21 protein-coding genes and 3 tRNA genes are annotated in these 21736 nt (G+C 58.5%); 7 read left to right on the forward strand and 17 right to left on the reverse strand.

The window, feature by feature from the left end:
* Window positions 1-48 precede the first annotated feature (48 nt).
* The 8 genes from ASU33_RS12115 to ASU33_RS12150 all read right to left on the reverse strand — a co-directional run bounded on the left by ASU33_RS12115 (window position 49) and on the right by ASU33_RS12150 (window position 10635).
* The gene (locus ASU33_RS12115; RefSeq protein WP_160328182.1) at window positions 49-705 is read right to left on the reverse strand and encodes a TIGR02117 family protein; all 657 of its coding nucleotides are present in this window, start codon (window positions 703-705) and stop codon (window positions 49-51) included.
* 170 nt (window positions 706-875) lie between these two features.
* Complete coding sequence (locus ASU33_RS12120) at window positions 876-1301, reverse strand: carboxypeptidase regulatory-like domain-containing protein (RefSeq protein ID WP_059071106.1); 426 nt, start codon at window positions 1299-1301, stop codon at window positions 876-878.
* 441 nt (window positions 1302-1742) lie between these two features.
* Window positions 1743-4217 carry a TonB-dependent receptor gene (locus ASU33_RS12125; protein WP_078063086.1) on the reverse strand — a complete coding sequence of 825 codons (2475 nt, stop codon included), beginning with the start codon at window positions 4215-4217 and terminating at the stop codon, window positions 1743-1745.
* Between the two features lie 275 nt (window positions 4218-4492).
* A complete protein-coding gene (locus tag ASU33_RS12130; RefSeq protein ID WP_078063087.1) occupies window positions 4493-4936 on the reverse strand; it encodes a carboxypeptidase regulatory-like domain-containing protein in 444 nt (147 codons plus the stop codon).
* Between the two features lie 834 nt (window positions 4937-5770).
* On the reverse strand, window positions 5771-7177 hold the full coding sequence (locus ASU33_RS12135) for a toxin-antitoxin system YwqK family antitoxin (RefSeq protein ID WP_149867188.1): 1407 nt from the start codon (window positions 7175-7177) through the stop codon (window positions 5771-5773).
* Window positions 7178-7453: 276 nt separating this feature from the next.
* On the reverse strand, window positions 7454-8638 hold the full coding sequence (locus ASU33_RS12140; protein WP_059071110.1) for an acetyl-CoA C-acyltransferase: 1185 nt from the start codon (window positions 8636-8638) through the stop codon (window positions 7454-7456).
* Between the two features lie 120 nt (window positions 8639-8758).
* Entirely contained in the window at window positions 8759-9634 is an 876-nt protein-coding gene (locus ASU33_RS12145) for a hypothetical protein (protein ID WP_149867189.1), read from the reverse strand.
* A 20-nt stretch (window positions 9635-9654) separates the two neighbouring features.
* The gene (locus ASU33_RS12150; protein WP_059071112.1) at window positions 9655-10635 is read right to left on the reverse strand and encodes a vWA domain-containing protein; all 981 of its coding nucleotides are present in this window, start codon (window positions 10633-10635) and stop codon (window positions 9655-9657) included.
* 159 nt (window positions 10636-10794) lie between these two features.
* Here ASU33_RS12150 and ASU33_RS12155 point away from each other — a divergent pair.
* The 3 genes from ASU33_RS12155 to ASU33_RS12165 all read left to right on the forward strand — a co-directional run bounded on the left by ASU33_RS12155 (window position 10795) and on the right by ASU33_RS12165 (window position 11229).
* Window positions 10795-10885 (forward strand) — tRNA-Ser (locus tag ASU33_RS12155).
* A gap of 59 nt (window positions 10886-10944) precedes the next feature.
* Window positions 10945-11018 (forward strand) — tRNA-Pro (locus ASU33_RS12160).
* A 134-nt stretch (window positions 11019-11152) separates the two neighbouring features.
* Window positions 11153-11229: transfer RNA gene (locus ASU33_RS12165), tRNA-Arg, on the forward strand.
* Between the two features lie 78 nt (window positions 11230-11307).
* Here ASU33_RS12165 and ASU33_RS12170 read toward each other — a convergent pair.
* The 3 genes from ASU33_RS12170 to ASU33_RS12180 form a co-directional block, all read right to left on the reverse strand.
* Window positions 11308-12012, reverse strand: a complete 705-nt coding sequence (locus ASU33_RS12170) for a RibD family protein (RefSeq protein ID WP_059071113.1) — start codon at window positions 12010-12012, stop codon at window positions 11308-11310.
* Window positions 12013-12073: 61 nt separating this feature from the next.
* Entirely contained in the window at window positions 12074-12898 is an 825-nt protein-coding gene (locus ASU33_RS12175; RefSeq protein ID WP_216818566.1) for an SMP-30/gluconolactonase/LRE family protein, read from the reverse strand.
* 169 nt (window positions 12899-13067) lie between these two features.
* Window positions 13068-13736: a flavodoxin family protein gene (locus ASU33_RS12180; RefSeq protein ID WP_059071114.1), complete on the reverse strand. Its 669-nt coding sequence runs from the start codon at window positions 13734-13736 to the stop codon at window positions 13068-13070.
* 341 nt (window positions 13737-14077) lie between these two features.
* Between ASU33_RS12180 and ASU33_RS12185 the strand changes: the two genes are divergently transcribed.
* A complete protein-coding gene (locus ASU33_RS12185; protein WP_059071115.1) occupies window positions 14078-14926 on the forward strand; it encodes a DNA/RNA non-specific endonuclease in 849 nt (282 codons plus the stop codon).
* A 78-nt stretch (window positions 14927-15004) separates the two neighbouring features.
* Here the strand turns inward: ASU33_RS12185 and ASU33_RS12190 are convergent, their stop codons facing one another.
* The 3 genes from ASU33_RS12190 to ASU33_RS12200 all read right to left on the reverse strand — a co-directional run bounded on the left by ASU33_RS12190 (window position 15005) and on the right by ASU33_RS12200 (window position 17114).
* Window positions 15005-15535, reverse strand: coding sequence for a hypothetical protein (locus ASU33_RS12190; RefSeq protein ID WP_059071116.1), 531 nt, complete (start codon window positions 15533-15535; stop codon window positions 15005-15007).
* 135 nt (window positions 15536-15670) lie between these two features.
* A complete protein-coding gene (locus ASU33_RS12195; RefSeq protein WP_059071117.1) occupies window positions 15671-16543 on the reverse strand; it encodes an EamA family transporter in 873 nt (290 codons plus the stop codon).
* Window positions 16544-16676: 133 nt separating this feature from the next.
* Window positions 16677-17114, reverse strand: coding sequence for a hypothetical protein (locus tag ASU33_RS12200; protein ID WP_059071118.1), 438 nt, complete (start codon window positions 17112-17114; stop codon window positions 16677-16679).
* A 117-nt stretch (window positions 17115-17231) separates the two neighbouring features.
* On the opposite strand from ASU33_RS12200, the gene ASU33_RS12205 reads away from it, so the two are divergent.
* Window positions 17232-17600, forward strand: coding sequence for a hypothetical protein (locus tag ASU33_RS12205; protein ID WP_149867190.1), 369 nt, complete (start codon window positions 17232-17234; stop codon window positions 17598-17600).
* Between the two features lie 22 nt (window positions 17601-17622).
* Here the strand turns inward: ASU33_RS12205 and ASU33_RS12210 are convergent, their stop codons facing one another.
* Window positions 17623-18078, reverse strand: a complete 456-nt coding sequence (locus ASU33_RS12210; protein WP_059071120.1) for a hypothetical protein — start codon at window positions 18076-18078, stop codon at window positions 17623-17625.
* A gap of 357 nt (window positions 18079-18435) precedes the next feature.
* Here ASU33_RS12210 and ASU33_RS12215 point away from each other — a divergent pair, with 357 nt between their 5' ends.
* Window positions 18436-19230 (forward strand): alpha/beta fold hydrolase, encoded by a 795-nt coding sequence (locus ASU33_RS12215; RefSeq protein WP_059071121.1) that lies wholly within the window; start codon window positions 18436-18438, stop codon window positions 19228-19230.
* A gap of 105 nt (window positions 19231-19335) precedes the next feature.
* Window positions 19336-19866, forward strand: coding sequence for a hypothetical protein (locus ASU33_RS12220; protein ID WP_059071122.1), 531 nt, complete (start codon window positions 19336-19338; stop codon window positions 19864-19866).
* A gap of 75 nt (window positions 19867-19941) precedes the next feature.
* Here the strand turns inward: ASU33_RS12220 and ASU33_RS12225 are convergent, their stop codons facing one another.
* Together ASU33_RS12225 and ASU33_RS12230 are read right to left on the reverse strand one after the other, a co-directional pair.
* Entirely contained in the window at window positions 19942-20499 is a 558-nt protein-coding gene (locus tag ASU33_RS12225) for a DUF6799 domain-containing protein (protein WP_059071123.1), read from the reverse strand.
* A gap of 141 nt (window positions 20500-20640) precedes the next feature.
* Window positions 20641-21609 carry a YitT family protein gene (locus ASU33_RS12230; RefSeq protein ID WP_059071124.1) on the reverse strand — a complete coding sequence of 323 codons (969 nt, stop codon included), beginning with the start codon at window positions 21607-21609 and terminating at the stop codon, window positions 20641-20643.
* Between the last annotated feature and the right edge of the window lie 127 nt (window positions 21610-21736).

The raw sequence follows: 21736 nt of genomic DNA on the forward strand, positions 1-21736 counted from the left end.
GGCGAAAAACCGAGCAAAGACCCGGCCGCGCCCGAGGTGTTGCACGCGTTACTCACTTTTTTTGGCCGCCTGGCGCACTTGGTACAGCACCGAGGCAGCCAGCGGAGCCTTTAGGGCCGCCCGAATGCCGGCGCGGTGCAGGCCTTGGTTGGTCCAGTCGTTGCAGGTGCGCAAGGCATGGTAGCGGCCCTTGGCCCGAAAAAAGAAATCGTCGGGCGAGTAACCGGCTTCGTTGCGCAGTGCCCAATTGCCGAGCGAGTCGGGCCGGAAGGATTGCTCGATGTAGCTGGTGAGTTGTCGGTACTCATCAACCGAAATACGCAGCGGTACCACCCGCTCGCGCGGCCTAGGTGCCCCGCGGTAAAAGCCTACGTGCATCAGAGTACGGGCCGGCAGCACGGCTCGCAGCACGGTGCCCAGCTTGGGCATGCGCCCGCCGTACGACTCGAGGTAAAACGCCTCGTTGCCCCAGCCAAACGCTATGTACTCGTAGCCCGCAAAACGCGCTTGCAAAGCCGGGTTGCCGGTGCGCTGCAGCCAGTTGGTGTGGGTGCGGGGCTCAAGAATGGGCAACACCAAATCGGTATGGAAGCCGTTCGATACCACGTACATCGGCACGCCATCGGGCGTCTGCCGAAACGCCGCGTTGCGCGGAATCAGCGTTCCGGACATCAGCAGCACCACAAAGGCAACGAAAGCGGACATGAGCAGGCGGAGGGTACGGGGCCAGAAACGCATACGGACAAGGTTAGGTGCCGCAGTACCTAGGGCACATGTTTATGCCGCGGACCGGCAGCTGGTAACCCAAACGAAAGCGGGGCCGCAGGTACTGTACCTGCGGCCCCGCTCGGCCATAGCTCAGAAAGGAAGAAAGCTTAGTGCATGATGAGGGCCGTAGCGCCCAATGAGTTAGCTGTTGCCACCGGGGCATCCTCGGCGGGCACATTCACCGGCTCGAGCTGCACCTTACCTAGGTTGAGGCGCGGTTGCAAGGCATTTACATTCAGCGTCGATTGTGGCTCTTGGTAACCCAGGATGGTGGTGCGGAGCTTGTACTGGCCGAAGGGCAAGTTCTTGAAGCGGAAGCTGCCATCGGGGGCGGTGGTGGCTGTGGCTACGTAGGCGTTGTCGCGGGCCCGGAGCAGCACCACGTGGGCTTGCGGTATGCTTTCTTTGGTGCCCGCATCGAGCACCGTGCCTGTTATCTGACCTGTTCGGGAGGTAACAGCGGCGGTGGCGTACAGGGCCAGCATCAGGGCGAGGGCCGAAAGAAGGGAGCGGAAGGCAGCAGTCGTTTTCATAGTAGTAGTTGGTCGAAGTTGCAGTGTTGAGGAGGGCGGTAGGCGAGAGCAGCCGCGGTACTGCTTGGTGCCGGTGCCCAAAGGTTGCTCAGGGCGAGCCGTTGGCTAGGCGACCTAGGGCAGCAGGTGCTTTGGTTTTCAGTTGCTTAACCGGCGCCTAGGTTGCTCTGAACTAACGTTACAAAGGTAGCTTGGCCAGTAGGCGCGCATCAATCGCACGATGATGTGATGCAGTTGAAAATGTGCGTTTTAAGCGTAGAATCAAGGTTTTTGCCCCTCGGAAATTCTTGCCATAATGCTGCCGTAAAGCAGCTCGGCTGCGGGCCCACATCATTGGGTGAGAGGGAGGGGCGCTAAGCCGGCAAACAGCGGGGCTGCTTCCTCCCAGAAGCAGCCCCGCGGCGCGTTGTTCAGAAGGATAGAGGGCCGGCGTGGGGCTGGTTAGCCGCCGAAGCCACCACCGCCACCTTGCGGCTGGTTCTCAATCTTTTTCGGCGGCTTGTTTTTGCCCATGTACCACGAGAAACCTAGGTAGCCGACGCGCGACTCCCACTTGTTGTACATGGTGGCGCGGTAATCGGTAGTGGGCGTTTGGGCGAAGGCCTCTACGCGGTTGCGCTGGGTGTTGAAGATATCCGACACGCGCAGGGTTAACGCAGCTTTGTCGTTGAAAAGGCGATGACGGAAGGCAATATCCACTGAGCCTACCGGTGCCACCCGGCCTTGCGACGTGAGCACGGCCGCGCGGTAGTTGCCGGTTAGCTGCACATCGAGCTTGGGCGTTGGGCTGAAGGAGTTCATCAGGCGGGCCGTGCCCGACACGGTGCGGCGGCTCGATTCGTTGCCGGTGGCGGCCGTTACATTCGTCTGGAACAACGAACCGTTGGCCGTTACGCGCCACCATTTAGCCAGCGGCTGATTCCAGGATACCTCGGCGCCGTAGCTGTAAGCCTGCCCAAAGTTGTCGGCGTACTGGCCCGTGATTACCGCGCCGTTGCCGTAGAGGCGAGTGGCCAGCGTATCGATTTTGGTGAGGCGCTGGATGGCGTTGTTGGTTTGGCGGTAGAACAGCGTCGAGCTCAGGCTGGCCTGGCCCAGCGTAATCTGGTGGCCCAGCTCCAGCGCGTTAATGTACTCGGGGCGCAGGCTGGGGTCGCCGATGCGGTAGCTGCGCTGATCCTGGTAGAGCGGAAAGGCGAGCAACTGCATGAAGTTGGGGCGGTTGAGGCGGCGCGAATAACTCAGTTGCACGCGCTGGTCGGCAGTTGGCAGGGTGCGCACCACCGTAGCCGACGGAAACAAATTGAGGTACTCCAGCTTAAAGGGGCCCTGGCCGTTCTTTACGGAGCCGCTGGTGTTGGTGTATTCGGCGCGTAGGCCACCTTGCACGCTCCATTTGCCTACTTCGGTTTGGTACGTGGCATAGGCAGCCTGGGTGTACTCGCTAAAGGTATAAGCGTACGAGCGGTCGGCTACGCGCTTTGCCTCTTCGCCCTCGGCATCCTGGCGCATGAAATCGTAGGTGCCTTCGTTGGTTTGCCATTGGCCCTTCAGGCCGGTATCGAGGCGCGTTTTCTCACCTAAGGGGTGCGTGTAATCCACTTGCCCTGCCACGCCGTGCAGGTTCACGCCTATGTCCTGCTTCCACTCGCGCAGGTCGTCGGTAGCGGTGCCTTCGGTGTTGCGTTGGCCTACTACCACGTTGGCACTCAAATATGTATAACCAAGGTTGGCGGTTAGCTCGCGGCCCTTGTGCTGTTCCCAAGTGCGGCGGTAATCGGCCGATGCCTCGTGGTTGTCAACATTTTCACGCACACCTAGGGTGCTGGCAATGCGGCGCGTGCCAGCGGCATCGGTAAGGTTGGCTACTTGCCAACCGGTGTTCCGGCTGCGGTTCAGGTTCGGCTCGAAAGCCACCGTCAGGCTCTGGTTGGCCGGCAGGTTCAGATCGAAGCCCAGGCGGCCGTTGTAAGTCTTGTTTTGGCGCAGGTTGCCGCCCTGCTGCGCAGTGCGCAGCGAGTAGCCCTCCACGGTGGTGTACTGGTCCATCCACATCGTCGAGCGGAAGTCCATGTCGCGCACATCGGCCGAGGCAAACATGTTTAGCTTACCGGCGCGGCGGTTCAGGCTCAGGCTGCCGTTGTATTTGTCGCGGGTGCCAATGGTGGCCGTTGCCTGACCATTCCAGCCGTCTTTCTTTTGTTTCTTCAGGATGATGTTGATGACGCCACCCGCGCCAGCTGCATCATAACGCGCCGAGGGGTTTGTTACCACCTCCACTTTCTCGATGCTGCTAGCCGGAATTTGCTCCAGTCGGTTGCCCACACCGCCGTTGGCAGCACCAGTGGGTTTGCCGTCGATCAGGATGGTAATATTGGAGCTGCCGCGCATGCTCACGGTGCCATCGGGCGAAACGGCCACCGAAGGCACGTTTTGCAACACGTTTACAGCCGTACCACCTACGCTCGTCAGATCTTTTTCTACGTTGATAACCTTCTTATCCAGGTTGTCTTGCACAGCAGCCCGTTCACCCGTTACCGTCACGCCCTTTAGTTGCTGCGTAGTAGGTTGCAGCGCCACCGAGCCGAGGTCAACATCGCCGCCTGCAGACCCAACCGTCACCGTACGGCGCAGTGGCTGATAACCCAGCACAGTAGCGCGGAGGGCGTAGGTGCCCGGGGCAACTTTCTCGAGCTTAAAGCGGCCGGTTTCCGTTGTGGCGGTACCCGTTACCAGCGTCGAATCTTGGGCGCGGAGCAGCACCACGTTGGCAAAGGGCAGGGGCTGGTTGTTTGCTTTGTCGAGCAAGGTGCCGGCTACCGAACCAGGGGTTTGTTGGGCCTGAGCAGCCATCGACGTGCAAACCGCTACCGGAAGAGCGCACCACAGGGCTTTGGATGAGTATAGTGCAAACATGGGCTTGAATGGTGAGGTGAGATGCAGCACAAGCGCTGCTTAGTTACTTTTGCATTGACATGTACCTTGTTAAGCAAGGTACATGGCGGAAAAAAATGCGGATCAGATCCGCTAATAGGTAAGTAAAGGGGCGGCAGGTGGCCCTTAGGCCGGGGAGCAAGGCTGTTTTTCCGAAGCTTGCTCCCCGGTTGGGCTAGATAGCGTGCCTATGCACGAATAGGTGATTGAAGCGCGAAAGGAGGGAAGGAGACGCATACGAGGCAGGTAGCAGATTATTAATCCTGGGCTACCAGCGTCATTTTGTGCTGCGTGGAGTTGGCGGCTACCGCCTTCAGCGGGATGAGGCCGTAGCTGCCTAGGTCTACCACATCGCGGCCGGCAGCAATGATTACTTCTTCGTGAAGAGGCTCGTAACCAGCAACTTCTACGTGCAGCATGTAACGGCCAAAAGCAGCGCGGTCGAGGCGGAATTCGCCGTTATCGGCCGTTACGGCACCCGCAATCAGTTGCTCGTTGTCTTGGCGCATCAGGGCCACGGTGGCCTGGTTGAGCGGCCGGCCAGTGTACTGGTCGATGAGCGTACCGCTGAAGGAGCCGGTAATTTGCACACCGGTGTGGGTGCTGGGTGCCTCCGAGAAGTTGGCGGCAGCGGGTTGTGAAATGGATGCAGCGAGGAGGCCAGCACCCATCAGGGCGCGGTTGAACATTGAAAGTAACATGACCTGAGAGAGAAAAAGGTTACACGAACGGGGGTGCCGTCGGGCAGCCGGTGGCCGCGGTTCCACTCTGTGCTGTCCGTCCGACCAACGATGGCAGACGCAAGACTATCGGTTGATCTTCAAGGAAGTATCAGTAGTTGATAGTCGCCAAATACCGTGTGCGGGTTGCAGCCCGGTTGGTGGGCGGCTGGCGGTCCGGTCGGTTACCGGGCCCCGCATGCGGCTTACTCATTCAACGTTTCAAAGGTAATGATAGGTACTTTGTAACGCAAGGTACTTGCTATATTTTTTTATTGTTAATCTTCAATTCGCCTTCTGCTATGCTTTTAAGGCGTTTTCAGAAGGGTAGATGGAAAGCCGTAGGTAGGGGTTGCCTAGGTAGTAAAGTTTTTCCTAGGTACTGGGCCGACAAGGATGGGAGCAGCAGGTAAATAAGCAGTACAGCCTAGATGCAGGCCAGCCGGAGTTCGGTAAGCACCAACAGCCCCAACAAAGTGGCTGGTGGGTAGGCCGAACGAGAGCGGGTAGAACGACGGCCGCGGTCCGCCGTCCTGTTCACTCACCATTCAAACTAAAGACTACGAACTTTTTCGTAGGATGCATCTGGCGGTAAATTTTTTTCGAGGCCTGAATGCGATGGTGGAAACTCCAACTTAGGGCAATAGTTACAGCCCGCTCCGAACTTTTTTACTAACGCTGCAGACCCCGGTAATTATATGCTACATCATATATAAATGTGCAGGACACACGCTTACGCTGAAGCTACCTCGGGCAAAAGAAAACCGCCAACTCAGAACGAGTCGGCGGTTGTGGCTGTAGCCAATAGGCTGCGGTTTACTTAGTGCCGGGGGCAACTACCTGCCCATTCCGGAAAGTCTTTTTTTCCGATACGGCTTTGCCATCGGGGCCAAAGTAGCTCCAGACGCCCGTTTCGCGGTTGTTGCGGAACTGCCCCTGCACCTCCAGGGTGCCATCTTCGCGCAGCTGCCGGTAGGGGCCCGATTTCAATCCCGCTTTCCAAGTGGTTTCGTTGCGCAGCTTACCCGATTGGTAGAACTCCTGCTCGGTGCCCACCGCCTTGCCGCCCTCGTAGGTGAGCTTGCGCTGCACCTGGCCCGTCGGGAAGTAGGTGGTTTGCTCGCCCACCAAACGGCCGTTGAGGTAGGTTTCCTTGCGCTGCACCTGCTTGCTGTTGGGGAAGAAAGTGCGCCACGTGCCGTTGCGCTGGGTGTTCTTGAATTCCTGTTCCTCCTTCACGCCGCCTTCCTCGAAGAACACGGTCACCTTACGGTCTTTGGCCGCATTGGAGTACACCACTTCCTGCTCGGGCTTGCCCGACGGGTAGAAGTAGCGCGATAGTCCCGTCAGCAAACCGGCTTTGTAATTCTGTGTGCTTTTCAGCTTGCCGTCTTCGTAGTAGGTTTTTACGGCGCCTTCGAGGTTAGCCGTACCGGGGGCCAACTGCTGGGCGCGCTTGGTAAGGTCGTCGCCGAGCTGGTTGGTTACCTGGCGAGTAGCGGCGGTAGCAGGCACGTAGTTGCCCTCGGTGCGCAGCTTGCCCGTGGGGTAGTAAGTGCGCATGGTGCCGCGGCCGGTGTTGTCCATGGTCACCTCGGTTTCGAGCTGGCCGTTGCTGTACCACGTTTTGTAGCCGCCGGCCAGCAGGCCGTTGCGGTAGGCACCTTCGCTCTGTAGCTGGCCGTTGGGGAAGTACGTGCGCACCACGCCGTTGGGCTGCCCATCCTTGTAGGTCATTTCAACCTGGGGTTTGCCCGAGGCATACACCTGGCGCACCACACCGGAGGGCTGGCCGCGGTCGAGTGTGGTTTCGAGTTTCAGCTCGCCCGAAGGGTGGTACATCTTGATGCTGCCCGTGGGCTGATCGTCGACGTAGGAGCCCTCTTGCGCTACTTTGCCTGTGGGGTAAAATGTGCGGAAAGGCCCTTGCCGTTGGCCTTCCTTGAAGGTTACCTCCAGGCGGCGCTGTCCGGTTTCAAAAAACTCGACGTAGGCGCTATCGGGCTTGCCGCCGCGGTAGCTGGTTTGAACCTCCAGCTTGCCCGTGCGGTAGAAGCGCTTGTAGGGGCCCTCCATTACGGTGTCGGCCCCCACAAGGGCGCGGTATACCTCGCGTTTTTTTGTGCGGGTGGTATCGAAGTACGTGGTAAAGACGCGGGGGCGCTGCGCCCAGGCCGGAGCCGCTAGCAGCAGGAGTAAGCCCGCCAGCAGTAGTTTGTTCATGCCGTCAAATATGCGCTTTCGAATTAACAGCGCCTGTCCTAGAAAAATTGTGCCGAAGCTGCAGATGCGCTGTCGGGTAGTGGGCTCAACAATGCCTTGCGCGTAAAGGTGCTGCAATCCTGCTTCTTACAACCGAGCCCTGAAACACCTAGGGTACAATACTGCCCTAGGTAAAAAAACAGGTGCCGTGGCCCATGGGCCACGGCACCTGTTTGGTTGTTCGCAATTTCCGTGGACTGGTAGGCCGGAAGGGCAACCAAACCCGGTGGGTTGCAATTACAATTTCTCGAACACGAGGCTGCTAGCGCCACCGCCACCGTTGCAGATGCCTGTTACACCAATCTTGCCGCCTTCGTTGTTCATCACGTTCAGCAGGGTGGTTACGATGCGGGCGCCCGAAGCCCCCAGCGGGTGGCCCAGCGACACAGCACCGCCGTACACGTTCACCTTGGTGCCTTCGAGGTTCAGGAGCTTGTTGTTGGCCAACGATACCACCGAGAAAGCCTCGTTGATTTCGTAGAAGTCAACCTGCTCGGGCGTTACCCCGGCGTACTTCAGGGCCTTCGGAATAGCCAGCGAAGGCGAGGTGGTGAACCACTCTGGCGCTTGCTCGGCATCGGCAAAGCCCAATACGCGCGCCATCGGCTTCAGACCTAGGGCTTCGGCCTTCTCCTTGCTCATCAGCAGCACGGCGGCGGCGCCGTCGTTGAGGGTAGAGGCGTTGGCCGCCGTTACGGTGCCGCCCTCTTTCAGGAAGGCCGGCTTCAGGCCCGGTACTTTAGCGAAGTCAACTTTGGTGTATTCCTCGTCGTCTTCAACCACCACGGTTTTGCCGCGCTGCTCAATGGTAACCGGAATGATTTCGTCTTTCTTTTTGCCGGCTTTGGCCGCATTGGCGCTGCGGGTGTAGCTCTCAATGGCAAAGGCATCCTGCTCTTCGCGGGTGATGCCCATTTCCTTGGCCGTGTTTTCGGCCGCGTTGCCCATGGCGTAGTTGTGGTAAGGGTCCCACAGGCCGTCCTTCATCAGGCCGTCGATCATCTGGCCGTGGCCGTATTTCGCGCCGAAACGGGCTTTGTCGAGGTAGTACGGTACGTTCGACATGCTTTCCATGCCACCGGCCAGTACCACATCGGCATGGCCCAGCATAATGGCTTGGGCGGCCATCATAATGGCCTTCGAGCCCGAGGCACACACTTTGTTTACGGTGGTGCACTCTACCTCGTAGCCGAGGCCGGCTTTCAGGGCAGCCTGGCGGGCCGGAGCCTGGCCCAGGTTGGCCGAAATCACGTTGCCCATGATTACCTGCTGCACCTCTTTGGGCTCAACGCCGGCTTTCTCGAGGGCACCTTTCAGGGCAATGCCGCCCAGCTCGGTAGCCGAAAGCGAGGCCAAGCTGCCACCAAACGAGCCGATGGGCGTGCGCACCGCCGAAATGATATAGACTTCTTTAGTCTGCATGAATGTAAAAAGGGTGGGGTTGTAGTAGAAAGTCGGGCTGAGGCTGCCGGGGCAGCGACAAGCCAAAAGTAGTAGGAATTTTCGGGTGCCTAGCTGCACTTCGCACCCAAGTACCTAGGGCTACCAGGCGGGCTTGCGCGGATCGGGGCGCTGCGTACCCTTGTGCGGTATCTGCTGCAGATACTGCTGCTCGGCAGCCTGCAGCGCATCCAGGAGCTGCCGGGCCTGCGCTTCATTCAGGTTTAGCGGAGCTAGGCGTTGGCGCGTAATCACACGGTTATCGGTGGGTTTAGCTGCTTCGCCGCTGGCAGCACCATTAGGGTTGCCCTCACCGGTGCCTTCGGCGCTAGTATCAAGCCCGCGGGTACCGCCTGGGGTATTACCCTGCGTTGTTTGCTGGTTGGTATTGCCGCCTAGGTTGCCCGCCTTACTGCCTTGCCCGGTAGCTTGGTTGCCACTGGCCGGAGCTTGTTGCGGAGGCGCTTGGGCAGGCTGGGTTTCGCCTGACTGCTGATTGGAGCCACCTTGCTGGGGTTGCCGCTCGGCGGGTGGGGGCGGAGGCGGCGGCAGTTGTGGCTCGTTGCGGCGGCCTTGGTAGGGGCGGAGCAACTCATAGTTGTAACGAGCGGCCGAGTTGCGCGGGTTATTCAGTAAAGCCTGCCGAAGCAAAGCCGTGGCCTGCGCGTAATTGCCGGCAGAAGCAGCCAGTACGGCAAGTTGCTGGCGCGCTACGCTGCGCACTTCCCGCGAAGGGCTTTGCAGTAGGGCGCCGTAAGCTTGGCGGGCTTCGGGGGTACGCTTGAGCTGCGCGTAGGCGTGCCCTAAGTTTAGCAGTACCGATTCTTCGCTAGCACCCAAAGCCCTAGCGCGGGCATAGGCAATAGCAGCAGTTGCATAATCGCGCCGGGCGTATGCGTTGCCGCCTGTGCGCAAGGCTTCATTGGCCTCTTGAACGCGCTGCAAAGCGCCCCACCAGCCGCCGACAAGCAACAGCATTACAAGTAGCAAACCGCGCATCAGGGCTTCACAACGGTTACGGAAATCACCACGTCGAGCGCGAGCAACAACAGTGCCGCCGCTAGTGGGTACAGGTAGCGGTTGTCGGCCACGGTTACGGTGCGCACTTGCTGCGTTTGGCCCTCGAGGCGCGAAATAGCCCGGAGCAGCAGCGGAAACTCGTTGCGCCGGTCGGTAAGCTCAACGTATACACCGCCGGTAGCTTCGGAAAGGCGGCGCAACACCGCTGGCTGTAAGCGCGTGAGGGCAGGCTTGCCCTGTGAATCGCGCACATAACCTCCAGCCCTAGGTATGCGTCCGCCGGCTGCGGTGCCCACCCCAACGGTGTAAAGGCGCATACCGCTGCGCACTACTTCGCGCAGTACGCCCTCTACATTTTCGCTGTAGTCTTCGCCGTCGCTCACCAACACCAACGCCGTGGCCCTAGGTGCGCTGGCACTGTCGGGCTTAATGGCCGAAGTGGCCATGCGAGTAAGTGCCAGCTGCAAGGGTTGAGCCAGCTCCGTACTGCCTTTAGGTACCAGGCGTGTATCCAAGGTGTTCAGCAAAAGCAAAAGAGCTTCCTGATCGTAGGTAAGCGGGCAGTGCACAAACGCTTCGGAGCTAAAGACAATTAGCCCGATACGGTCGGCCGGGAAACGCTGCACCAGTTCGGTTAGCTCGGCTTTGGCTTTCTGTAGCCGCGAGGGAGCCACGTCGGTAGCATCCATCGAACGCGATAAATCGACCAGCAGCCACACATCCTTGCCCGCTGTCCGAACGGCGCGCTGGGTAAGCCCATAAGCCGGACCCAACAAGGCTACCAGCAGCAGCCCGAAGGCAAGCAGGCGAGGCAAGGCTTTCCACCCCAAGCGCCACCCCGACATGCCAAGGGGGCGCGAAAGCCGCACCGTGCGCCACACGTATCCAAAATACAGCAGCAGCACCCCAGCCGTAAGCAAGGCTTCCCAAATACTCCAGGAATACAGCCAAGTAAGCATGCGCAGGGGCCCGATTCAGGCGGTGGTAGATGTCAAAGATAATGGCCCTGCTGAGCTGAAACGAAGATTTTTTTTCGCTCAACAATTGTTTTCCGAATGCTGCTTGTATATTTGCGGCACCTAAGGGCAAGCGGCCAGTAGGTTATCAGCCTCAAATACGGAGAGGTGGGTGAGTGGCTTAAACCAGTAGTTTGCTAAACTGCCGTAGACCTAAAGTTTACCGGGGGTTCGAATCCCCCCCTCTCCGCCACGGGCTTCCCGTACATCGGGAAGCCCGATTTTTTACCAGAGCGGCTCTTGTAGCCGCAACGGGGTGTAGCGTAGCCCGGTATCGCGCCTGCTTTGGGAGCAGGAGGCCGCAGGTTCGAATCCTGCCACCCCGACTACCTTTTCGGAAGCCGTCTGCCCGCCTAGTGGGGTGGGCGGCTTTCGATGCTTAAGTCCAGATGCTTGCACGGTGCACCTTTAGGCGCCAAGTCGGGTACTTAAGCTTAATGATTACGTATTGACACTATAAGCTCCCGTAGCTCAGCTGGATAGAGCATCTGCCTTCTAAGCAGACGGTCGCACGTTCGAATCGTGCCGGGGGTGCCACTTGTGAACAGCGTTCTAGCCATAAGCTAGGGCGCTGTTTGGTTTTGGGGCATACTGCTCGCGTCTGCTTACTCGCACTTAAGCCTGTTTGAAACGATATTTCAGCCACACAACATCGTTGTCGAGCTGTTGCACTTCGTTCAGGTACAAACGTGTAGCGGGGCCTTTGTGCAAGTATTCGCTTACCTCAAAGGTTGTCGGCGATTTAGGTGTGCCATCGGCAATGGGCAGCACCAGTAGGCTTAACTCGTCAATTAACCCAGCGTTCAGCAAGGAGCCGTTTAGGTGGCCACCGCCTTCGAGCATCAGCGTTTCAATGGGAAACAGCTTGGCCAATTGCTGCAGTACAGAAGCGAAATCAACTTCGGTAGCGCCCGCAAACAGGTAGGAGATTTTCTGGCGTTGCAGGTAGTAGAGATAGTCGTCGCTTACCTGTTCGGTAAGTACCTCGATTATGTGGTCGCCGCCGGTGGTATTGCTCTCCCAGCCTAGTTTGCCGTGCGCATCTACGGCAATAGCGAAAGAGGTAGCATGTTGGTCGCCGATGTACGGTTCGCGCGCCAATGGGTGCGGAGCCGGAAGCAACTTGGGCTGCACACCGCCCGAGAAGTCGCGCTCCATGGTAATGCGGCCGCACATCCACGCCTGGCTGGTGAAGGTTTCGTGGTATTTCTCGAAGTAACCAGAGTAGGTATTGTTCAGGTCTTCGTCTTGCCAATTGGCCGACAGGATCTTGCCGTCCACGGAGGACATCATGTGGCAGATTACGTGGGGTCGTTTCATAGCGCGGTTATACGGCGGAGCCGCTTGGTGTTGCAACGGTAGGTGTGTTTTGCTGCCTGGGTTAGCTCCGCAGATCAATGGCCCACAGATGTGCCTCCCCGGTGATAAACAACCGGTTGCCGCTCGGGCCACCTAGGGTGCAGTTAGAGCACAAAGAAGGCGTAGGTACTTCGCCGAGCCGCTCGCCTTCGGCGCTGAAAATTTGAACGCCGCTGCCCGAACTCGTCCAAACCCAGCCGCGCGTGTCCACAAACATGCCGTCGGGTACGCCGGGCTCAATCGTCGCAAAGGTGCGAGGATTACCCAGGCGCCCATCGGGCTCAACCGTGAAGGCGACAATCTCATGCTTGTGGCCACCGGCCTTCAGCGAAGTATCGGAAACATACAGCGTGTGGCCATCGGGCGAAAAGGCAATGCCGTTGGGTTGCTCGAGGTCGGCGGCGCGGGTTAGCTGGTGCGTGACGAGGTCGTAGCGGTATACGCTGCGGTGATCTAAGGCGGGCTCGGCGGGGCAACCCTGCCGAGGCTGCGTGAGGCCGTAGGTAGGATCGGTAAACCAGATGGCTCCGTCGGGGGCTACTGCCAAATCGTTGGGCGAGTTCAGCCGCTTGTCGGCGTAGTGCGTCACGATCATCACGGTGAGCCCATCGGCGAGGGTTCGGCTGATGCCGCGGCGTCCCTGTTCGCAGTGAATGAGGTTGCCATCGGCATCGATGGCGTTGCCGTTGGTGAACATGGTGGCATCGAGCAACACGCCCACGCTGCCATCGGGCTGCCACGCTAGTACGCGGCGTCCTTCTACATCGCTCCACACCAATAGTTGCTGCTGCTCCCACCATACGGGGCCCTCGCTCCAGATGGCCTGATCGTACAAGCAGAGAAGCATTAGCATCCAGCACTGCTGCCAATCGATTATCGAGGATGCGTGGCTTGGCTACGTCGGTTACTTGCCGGGGCGTACCGGCTTGCCGGACAAGGCAGCTAAACGCGATGCGTTCCATGGGTGAGAAATTGGTAATGGAAGGGGGGACTGGCGTGCTTGATTCAGTTGCCGATTACGACTCTTTTTCTGGGTCACTCTCTTGCTTCGCGTCCTCGTTGAGCTGGTTTAAGTTGGTGGGGTAGGGATGCTGCGCTAGCACACGGGCTAAGTGCAGGCAGTTGTACACTAAGTAGCGCACATTCTTGTTGGTGTACAGGTGCCGCTCGCCGCCAGCTTCTTGGTACGACGGCCCTGGGCCAGCCTCGCCTACCCAGTACGAATTGGCGTTGGGCGGAATGCTGAAGCCTTGCTCCTGCATAGCCCAAACAAGTTGCTCAACGGAGGCGTGGGCGCCATCTTCGTTGCCGGTGATCAGCACACCACCTACCTTGTTGTAGGTAAACGCTTGGCCTGTTGCCTTATCAACGAGACCTTCTTCGTGAAATACCGAGTCCATCCGCTCGATGTAGCGCTGGCCCCAGGAACTTAAATGCCCCACCCACACCGGTGCCCCGATGATCAGGATCTGGCAGGCCTTGATTTTGGCTAACACTCGGGGCCACTCGTCGCCTTCGCCTTCATCGGAGGAGGTACCGGGTTTGATGTTGTAATCGGCGAGGCGCAGTACTTCACACGCCACCTGCTCCTGCTCGAAGAGGCGCACCGCTTTGCGGATGAGGGCATCGGTGTTGGAAGGTTGCGGACTGGGCTTTAAGGTGCAGTTCAGAAATAAGGCTTTCATCAAAACGAGGTGTGGTTGCGGTACCACTGCACTACGAGCGGGCAGCCGGGGTGTTGTGGCAGCGCAGGTTACTGCTTTACCCGAGCTGATGGAGTGCGGCTGCACCTGCCGAAAAGTCAAATGCACCCAAAGCCAATGCACATGTGGAGTTGGCTAGCGTTATTTGTTGCGTGGCCCACTCACCTAGGGCTTAAGTGGCGTAAGAGCTGCTGCCGGAGATGATGGCCGCTACAATCCAAACTTGCAGCAACAGCTGAACGGGAGATGGTGGTTATCCTGCGGTTTCGGGCTGCTTTGGTTTATCGGCTGCTCCGCCCACCCAAACTTGCTTTTAACTTATTATGTCGCGTTTTTCGGTTGCTGCGCTGTTGTGCTCGGGCCTGCTGGTGTTAGGAGCCTGTTCCGACTCAGAATCAGACCCTACGGCTGGTGCTCTGCGCGAGCATTTGGCCCTAGGTAACCCAAGCGGCGCTGCATCGGAGGCCAGCCAAACGGGCAACTACTTGCTGGTTAAGCCGCAGTATGTGCTCAGCTACTCGCGCGAACGTGGCATAGCTAACTGGGTAGCGTGGCACCTAAGCAAGGAGTGGCTGGGCTCGGCCCCGCGCCAAGATGATTTTCGGGCCGATGAGGCATTGCCGGCGGGGTGGTACCAAGCCACCGGAAGCTCGTACCAAGGTTCCGGCTTCGACCGGGGCCACTTGTGCCCGTCGGCCGACCGCACCCGCAGCACCGCCGACAACTCCGCTACTTTTCTGATGACCAACATGGTGCCGCAGGCGCCCAACAACAACCAGCGTACCTGGGCCGCGCTCGAAGAATACTGCCGCACCTTGGTGGGGCAAGGCAACGAGCTCTACATTGTGGCCGGTGCTTATGGCAAAGGCGGTACGGGCAGCAACGGCTACGTCAGCACCCTCGAGCAAGGCCGTATTACGGTGCCCAAGCGCCTCTGGAAAGTAGTAGTTGTGCTACCCACCGGCGACGATGACCTCAAGCGCATGGGCAGCAACACCCGCGTAATTGCCCTCGATTTGCCCAACGACAACTCGGTAAGCAGCAACTGGGGTAGCTACCGCACCAGTGTGGATGCCATTGAGCAGGTTACCGGCTACGATATACTATCGAGCCTGCCCACCACTACCCAAGCAACGCTGGAAGTACGCGTAGATGCCGGGCCCACGCAATAATTCTCAGGACTGTTGAAACGGGAAGGCCCTAGGTGCTAATCGCACCTAGGGCCTTCCCGTTGGGCCAATGCCAAAGCGCTACTGATGCCGAATAGGGTATTCGGTTTTGTAGGATAAGGGGGTGCCAGCTGCTGCAGCAACGCCGGCCATGTAGTACACTGCCGGCATGTTGGAGGAAACGGTGCCGTCGACAGTATAGGAGCCCGTTACGCGGTAGCCCAATCCGTTGCCCTGAGGCGGTGCGGTTTTCACGGTTACCTCGCTGATGAGCACGGGCATGGGGGCTCCATCGTAGGTTTCGATGGTTGGTAAGTTGAAATTGCGCACGTAGGATTTCACGGCTACCGGAGGCAAAATCAGTTCCGCGGGCTTCAGCTCGAAGCCCCCGCCAGCTGTGGGCACCACCCGCCGTACGCTCACCGTTACGAGCGGATCTTCGAGCGGCAACTGGCTTGCGTCACCCTCGCTCATTACAAGGGTCGAGAGCATTACGGTGTGGGTTTTCGGCACGGGCGCAGGCGTGGGCTTTGGCTGCGGAGCGGGCGTTGGCAGGTTGATGCTACAAGCCGTGAATGCCAACGATGTAAGCAGGAGTACAAGTTTTTGCATTAGGTTCGGATCTGACCTCAACAATACAAAAATTAGCATTTAAGTCATAGAGTCATAAACCTGGGCTCAGCTGCTGGCCAAAGAAATTACCTGCACCCGCCGGACCTAGGCATGACTACGCGTATACAAGCAGTGTTATTCGCCGCCGATGGCCGCTTCGGCTTGGCGTGTGGTGAGCGTGGCTCCGGCACTGGCAACTACAATAAAGGCAACCGCAAGCCACTGCGGCAGCGTTAGCTGCTCGTGCAAAAACAGCCAACCCGATAACGCGGCTGCCACCGGCTCAAGGCTCATCAGAATACTGAAGGTGCGGGTAGGCATGGAGGTAAGGGCATGCATCTCGAGCGAAAAGGGCAGCACCGACGAAAACACCGCCAGCAACGAGCCAACGAGCAGCAACGGTAGCGTAAGGGTTTGAAACTGCCCACCGGCAAGCCCAAAGGGCAGCACGGGCAGCAGGGCAAACAGCATACCCACGCTTACGGCCACGGGCCCCGGCAGTAGTGCTGCCGTGCGCCTGCCAATCACGATGTAGACTGCCCAAGCCGCTCCAGCACCTAGTGCAAACACAAGCCCCAACACGTCGACGCCGTGGTTGCTCCAGGGTGTTATGAGGGCAATGCCGCTGCCAGCTAGTGCTACCCAAACCGCATCGAACCACCGACGCGAGCCTGCCAAAGCCAGCGTAAGCGGGCCAACAAACTCCAGGGTAACGGCCAGGCCCAGCGGTATGCGTTCGAGGGCGCAGTAGAACAGAAAATTCATCAGCCCTAAGGCTAAGCCATATGGCACAACCGCCTGCCACTGCCCAACACCGAGTTGCCTAAGGTTTGGGCGAACAACAATCAGCAACAGCAGTGCCGATACGCCAACCCGAATGCTGGTGGTACCAGCGGCTCCTAGCACCGGAAACAACCCCTTGGCCAAGGCGGCGCCACCTTGCACACTGATAATGGCCAGTAGTACAGCTACTATCGGCGGCAACGAAATACGAACAGGGTTAGGCATTCAGCAGAAATAGAACCGCGCGGGCCTGTATGGCGACAGAATAGCGCGGCTGGGAAGCTTGGGCACCTTGCAGGGCTAGGGCAGCCGCTCGGCAAGGGGGAGTACCTAGGTGGTTTGGGCAAGTGGGCGCTGCCTAGAGCATGGAGGCAACGGGCACTTGGCGGCGCAACCACGTTAGGGCTGCAGATTCGTCAGTGAAGCTGGCTATGTAAGGTGCTTCGGGTACCGGGGGCCATTTGAGGGCCCGAATGGCATCGAGTGCTTCCGGATCGGTAGGGGGGAGTACGGCGGCGTAGCGGTAATTACCTTGTACCACGGAGCGCGGCAGCCAGTCTTCCACTATCCAGGCACCTTCGGCCGGCGTTAGGGCAGCCATGTCGCGCTGATCTACCAATACTTTGCCCGTGCCTTGCCGACGGCAAACCTGCAACAGCAGATTCATCACAGCCTGAAAATCGTCGAGGTACCTAGGCCCGCTCCGCCAGGTTAGCCGCAAATACTCGTTTGGTGCGGCGCTAAGCTCCGCGACGGAGTTAGCAAAGATTGTATCGGCAACAGCAAGCGCTTCCATGCCCGAAAGTATTAATTCTTAAATAGCTTAATAACTATACTGAAATAATCGGACCAGGAATTCACGTTCATGCCGGAATGGGCGCCCTCGAAGTATTGTTTTGGCCGTAGTTGATTTATGGACCGACCCGCTAGCCTTTCCGAACGGCTGCGCTTGGGAGCAGCACAAGCGGCCGACATACCCAACCGGATGTTGGCACAGCCCCCGTACACCGCTGGGTTTGCCGAGGGGCTCGCCTATATGTTTGCAAATCAGCCGGCTGCGGAAGTGTCCTTGCTTCTGAACGGCTTCTTCCCGGAGGCTGACGAGGTAGACTGTGATTACCTGCTCGAGGTGCTAGCCCACATCGAAGAAACACGCTACTGCGAGCAAGGCGTGGGCTGTGGCGTAGCGTTTGTGTTTTGGGGCACTGAGTACGCGCCGGTGTGCATGGCCGCAGCGCGCGAGTGGGTGGCGGTTAAGCGTGCAGCGCTCGGCCAAACCTGAGCCGCAATAGCCAAGATGAAATTCAGGCCGCTTGCAGGTCGTCTTCGCGGTAACAATCCCAGTAACCATCGTTCAGGCGGTACACGTTTACGCGGTGCACCAAGCCGGTAGCCGGATGGCGTTCTTTTACCTGCCCGCGCCAAATAATGCGGTGGGTGCTGTTGTTGTATGCGGCTTGCACGGCTTGCCCTAGGTCGAAAGCAAACGTTGCAGCTGAGGGGTAGTAAAACGTAAGCCCAATGGCCCCGTTATCGTCGGTAATAGTGGCTGGTTCGGGCTGGGGGCTGAGGCAAGATGTTTCGTGCCAGCCCAGTGGCTCGCCGCACACCCCGCACAGCATGGCATCGGCAGCGGCTTCGGGTACCGTAGCTGCAGACGGCGGGCCGAAAGGAATTTCCATGCCGAAATCTGCCGTTTCGTCCAGGACTAGTTCCGCTTCAAACACGCCCGACGACTGGAACTTGGATGCGTTAGCCATTGCAGGTTAGCTAAAAATTTAGGCTAATTTATCTGCTGCTAACCTAATTGGCAAAATCCAGCTTTAGCTAAGCTTGCATGAAGTGTAGCGCAACTCCTCCATGAAGGGTAGCGAGCAGGTATGACCCGAGCAGCATTGCCAAGCCGTCCTGCTTTTTCTAAGGATCGAATTACCTAGGTGGCTGGAGCCTCGTTTGCGCAGGAAACAACAGTGGGGGCAGGTGGGCGATGAATGTTATATAGGCTCGTTGTGATACCGCTGAGCACATAAGTGGTTGTTTCCGAAGCTGTAGTTGGCTATCTTTTCAGAAGTTGCTGAGCCGTTATTCCAAATTACCTCGTTATCCCTACTGCTTTCATGAATGTAGTACAGCGCAACAACGTACATGTACTAGGCAAGGGCGAGCAAACCTTGGTGTTTGTGAATGGTTTCGGCTGCGACCAAACCATGTGGCGGTATTTGCTGCCCTCGTTTTCGCAGGCGTACAACATGGTTTTGTTTGATCATGTGGGAGCTGGGCTATCGGCTGCCGATGCCTATGTGCCCGAGAGGTATGCCAAGCTGCAGAGCTACGCCGATGATTTGCTGGAAATCTGCGAACACCTGCGGCTCGAGCAGCCGGTGCTAGTTGGCCATTCGGTTGGGGCCATGATTGGTGCCTTAGCTACAATCACGCGCCCGGAGCTATTCAAGCAGGCCATCTTGATTGGTGCTTCGCCGTGCTACATGAACCTGAACGGCTATTACGGCGGCTTTGAGCGTGCCGACTTGGAAGCCATGTTGGAGTTTATGGAGCGCGACTATGTAAGTTGGGCCGATACGTTCGGCCCATTCATCATGGGCGCACCCGATCGGCCTTCGTTGGCCGCCGAACTTACGCACAGCCTCTGCCAAACCAACCCCGTCATTGCCCGGCAGTTTGCGCGCGTCACGTTTCTGTCTGATAACCGGCAGGATGTGGGGCAAATACCCGTGCCGTGCCTGCTGTTGCAATGCGAGCAGGATTTGATTGCGCCACCCGAGGTAGGCAATTTTCTGCAGGCCAACATACCGGCCTCGCAACTGGTAACGCTACCAGTCTCAGGCCACTGCCCACAACTCAGCGCCCCCGCCGAAACTGCGCAGGCCATGGAGTTATACTTGGCGGCCTAGGTGCCCCCGGCCGATGGGATAGGAGGCAGCACCAACAGCTATCCTCCGGAAAAGCACTTGGCCTGGACTTTGCACCCGGCCCGGTTGCAACACTCCTCCATCGACATGAAATCTCCTTTTCTGCTGCTTGCCGCCGGCTTAATGCTGGCCCCGGTACCTGCGGCCCTCGCCCAAGGGCCCGGCAACCACAAAGACAAAAAAGAATACAAAGGCGGGAAGGACAAGGAGTACAAGGATGGAGATGACGAGGATCGGGACGACGACGATGACGACCGGGGTTACGAAAGGCGCGACAACGGCCGCTACTCTAACCGCAAAGGCTCGGTCGGGGGCATTTTGGGGCGCGTTATATTTCCGCCAACCGGCAGTGGTGGGCCACGCCGCCTAGAGGGCGTGCCCCGCGGCCACTACCCGCCGCCGGGCCAGTGCCGCATTTGGTACCCCAACCGCCCGCCCGGGCACCAGCCGCCGCCCACCGACTGCCGAAGCCTCATTGGCCGGCGCCTCGAGCCGGGAGCATTTATATTGCACGGCAACCAAGCTTACGATGCCGAGTATGATTGGCGCGCTGAAGAGCGCCGCCGCCCCGGCAGTGTAGTGCAGGACGTTCTGGATATCCTGTTTCCCAGGAGCTAAGCACATCCAACGGCAACGGCCGCCTGCTACACCATGTAGCAGGCGGCCGTTGCCGTTGAAAAAAGCGGAGAATAATTAATCGTCCCAATCCCTTCTTTCCTTCCGCTTCTCTTTCCATTTCTTGCCGCGTTCGCGCTGGTACTCTTCGTGGCGTTTGGCTTCTTCGCGCAGCCACTCTTCCTCTTTTTTGCGCCGCTCATGCGCTTTTTCGGCTTGCTTTCTGTCGTACTCGTTGGCCTCGTCGCGGTCGTCGCCTAGGAAATCGGCTAGCACGGCCCGAACTTGCTCAACGCTAGGCGCGTATTCGCGTGCCTTGTTGCTCTTGCCCGGCGAGGCAAGGGCCAAGCCATTGGCAGCCGATAATACAGTTACGGGGTTGCCTTTCAAGTCGCAGCCTTGGCCTTCCCGGAGCTCGGTGCGTTGGCCTGTGGCACTTACCACAAAACCATCTTTGGTGATGATGGAACCGTTGGGCAATACTACGTCGTGCTGCATTGGGCGCAGCTGGCCATTGCGCAGCACATGCATTTGTCCGTTGCGCCGCTGAAAACCATCGTTGTTGGTGCGTTGCCCAACTGCCGAGCCCGCCGTAAGCAGAAACAAGCCGACGCTGAGCAGCAAAAGTTTGCCCATAGGAGAGAGGTAAACTGGTATCTGAAGCTGCATAGATAGCAGCAAATACAAAGCCAGCCCCAGCTTTAGCACCTAATTAAGGGGCCTAGGTTGCGGCTGGCTTTGGTAATCAAACCTTAAGCGGTACTGCGAAAAACCGGGTTAGTGTAGCGGCCGCTTTTTCACCATGCCGCCGCGGGTATCGCGTACGCTGTGCATCACCACGAAGGCTTGCCGGTCGATTATTTCAATGGCGTCGATGAGCTGCGTTACCTCCAGGCGCGTTACCACCGTAAACACAATGTCGATGCCTTGGTTTTGGTGGCCGTGCGAGCCGTAGCCACGCTTGCCTGCGTACACGGTTGCGCCGCGGCCCAACTGCTCCGTAACCATGATCCGAATGGCCTCGCTGCGCGACGAGATGATGGTGACGCCGGTATACTCCTCAATGCCTTCGATGATAAAATCGACGGTTTTGGCGGCCGATAGATAGGCCAAAATGGAGTACAGCGCCGTTTCGACGGAGAGCAGCAAGGCCGCCGCCGCGAAGATTACCAGGTTGATGCAAAGGATAATGTCGCCGACACTTAGAGGCGTTTTCTTGCTGAGGTACACGGCCAGCACCTCGGTGCCATCGAGCACGGCACCGCCGCGTACTGCCAGGCCAATGCCAGCACCTAGGAAGAAGCCGCCGAATACGGCAATCAGAAGTTTATCCTGCGTGGGCGTGGGAAAGCTGACCACCAGTAGCACCAGCGCCAAGCCAAGAATAGTGACGAGGGTTTTGATGGCGAAAACCCGGCCTAGCTGGTAGTACCCCATGATGATGAAGGGCACGTTGATAAGCACAATCAGCACCGAAAGCGAAACTCCCGAAAGCTGATTGACGAGCAACGAAATACCCGTTACACCACCGTCGATGAAGTCGTTGGGTAGCAGAAAGCCTTTCAGGCCGAAAGCAGCCGAAAACACCCCGGCTACCAACATCAGCAGCTGCACTACCTGGCGCCGAAACCACGGGCGCGAAACCAAATACCCCCATTGAATGGGTGGCGAAGATGAAGATGCTGGCGCGAGCTGCCCCTGGCGTTGCTGCCGGAGGCGCTGCAGTAATAATTGCTGAATCAGCATGAGCTAGGAAGGAGAACCACGCACCGCTTGGGCACGCACTGCCCTGCCGCTACCTAGGGCAAGCTGCGCCAGTAGAAGCCGGGAGTGCACGAGCGGGTGCGGGGAGGTAAAACCATTGCAACAGAGC

This window comes from Solirubrum puertoriconensis (genome assembly GCF_001483135.1).
GTDB classification, from domain to species: Bacteria; Bacteroidota; Bacteroidia; order Cytophagales; family Hymenobacteraceae; genus Solirubrum; species Solirubrum puertoriconensis.

Excerpts from the sequence above, each read along its gene's own strand:
- ASU33_RS12190 (WP_059071116.1), bottom strand. The coding sequence starts at position 15,535 with ATGCAAAAACTTGTACTCCTGCTTACATCGTTGGCATTCACGGCTTGT.
- ASU33_RS12150 (WP_059071112.1), bottom strand. The coding sequence starts at position 10,635 with ATGCTTACTTGGCTGTATTCCTGGAGTATTTGGGAAGCCTTGCTTACG.
- ASU33_RS12130 (WP_078063087.1), bottom strand. The coding sequence starts at position 4,936 with ATGTTACTTTCAATGTTCAACCGCGCCCTGATGGGTGCTGGCCTCCTC.
- ASU33_RS12125 (WP_078063086.1), bottom strand. The coding sequence starts at position 4,217 with ATGTTTGCACTATACTCATCCAAAGCCCTGTGGTGCGCTCTTCCGGTA.
- ASU33_RS12115 (WP_160328182.1), bottom strand. The coding sequence starts at position 705 with ATGTCCGCTTTCGTTGCCTTTGTGGTGCTGCTGATGTCCGGAACGCTG.
- ASU33_RS12175 (WP_216818566.1), bottom strand. The coding sequence starts at position 12,898 with ATGCTTCTCTGCTTGTACGATCAGGCCATCTGGAGCGAGGGCCCCGTA.
- ASU33_RS12205 (WP_149867190.1), top strand. The coding sequence starts at position 17,232 with ATGGACCGACCCGCTAGCCTTTCCGAACGGCTGCGCTTGGGAGCAGCA.
- ASU33_RS12230 (WP_059071124.1), bottom strand. The coding sequence starts at position 21,609 with ATGCTGATTCAGCAATTATTACTGCAGCGCCTCCGGCAGCAACGCCAG.
- ASU33_RS12200 (WP_059071118.1), bottom strand. The coding sequence starts at position 17,114 with ATGGAAGCGCTTGCTGTTGCCGATACAATCTTTGCTAACTCCGTCGCG.
- ASU33_RS12120 (WP_059071106.1), bottom strand. The coding sequence starts at position 1,301 with ATGAAAACGACTGCTGCCTTCCGCTCCCTTCTTTCGGCCCTCGCCCTG.
- ASU33_RS12140 (WP_059071110.1), bottom strand. The coding sequence starts at position 8,638 with ATGCAGACTAAAGAAGTCTATATCATTTCGGCGGTGCGCACGCCCATC.
- ASU33_RS12135 (WP_149867188.1), bottom strand. The coding sequence starts at position 7,177 with ATGAACAAACTACTGCTGGCGGGCTTACTCCTGCTGCTAGCGGCTCCG.
- ASU33_RS12170 (WP_059071113.1), bottom strand. The coding sequence starts at position 12,012 with ATGAAACGACCCCACGTAATCTGCCACATGATGTCCTCCGTGGACGGC.
- ASU33_RS12185 (WP_059071115.1), top strand. The coding sequence starts at position 14,078 with ATGTCGCGTTTTTCGGTTGCTGCGCTGTTGTGCTCGGGCCTGCTGGTG.
- ASU33_RS12210 (WP_059071120.1), bottom strand. The coding sequence starts at position 18,078 with ATGGCTAACGCATCCAAGTTCCAGTCGTCGGGCGTGTTTGAAGCGGAA.
- ASU33_RS12215 (WP_059071121.1), top strand. The coding sequence starts at position 18,436 with ATGAATGTAGTACAGCGCAACAACGTACATGTACTAGGCAAGGGCGAG.
- ASU33_RS12220 (WP_059071122.1), top strand. The coding sequence starts at position 19,336 with ATGAAATCTCCTTTTCTGCTGCTTGCCGCCGGCTTAATGCTGGCCCCG.
- ASU33_RS12180 (WP_059071114.1), bottom strand. The coding sequence starts at position 13,736 with ATGAAAGCCTTATTTCTGAACTGCACCTTAAAGCCCAGTCCGCAACCT.
- ASU33_RS12225 (WP_059071123.1), bottom strand. The coding sequence starts at position 20,499 with ATGGGCAAACTTTTGCTGCTCAGCGTCGGCTTGTTTCTGCTTACGGCG.
- ASU33_RS12195 (WP_059071117.1), bottom strand. The coding sequence starts at position 16,543 with ATGCCTAACCCTGTTCGTATTTCGTTGCCGCCGATAGTAGCTGTACTA.
- ASU33_RS12145 (WP_149867189.1), bottom strand. The coding sequence starts at position 9,634 with ATGCTGTTGCTTGTCGGCGGCTGGTGGGGCGCTTTGCAGCGCGTTCAA.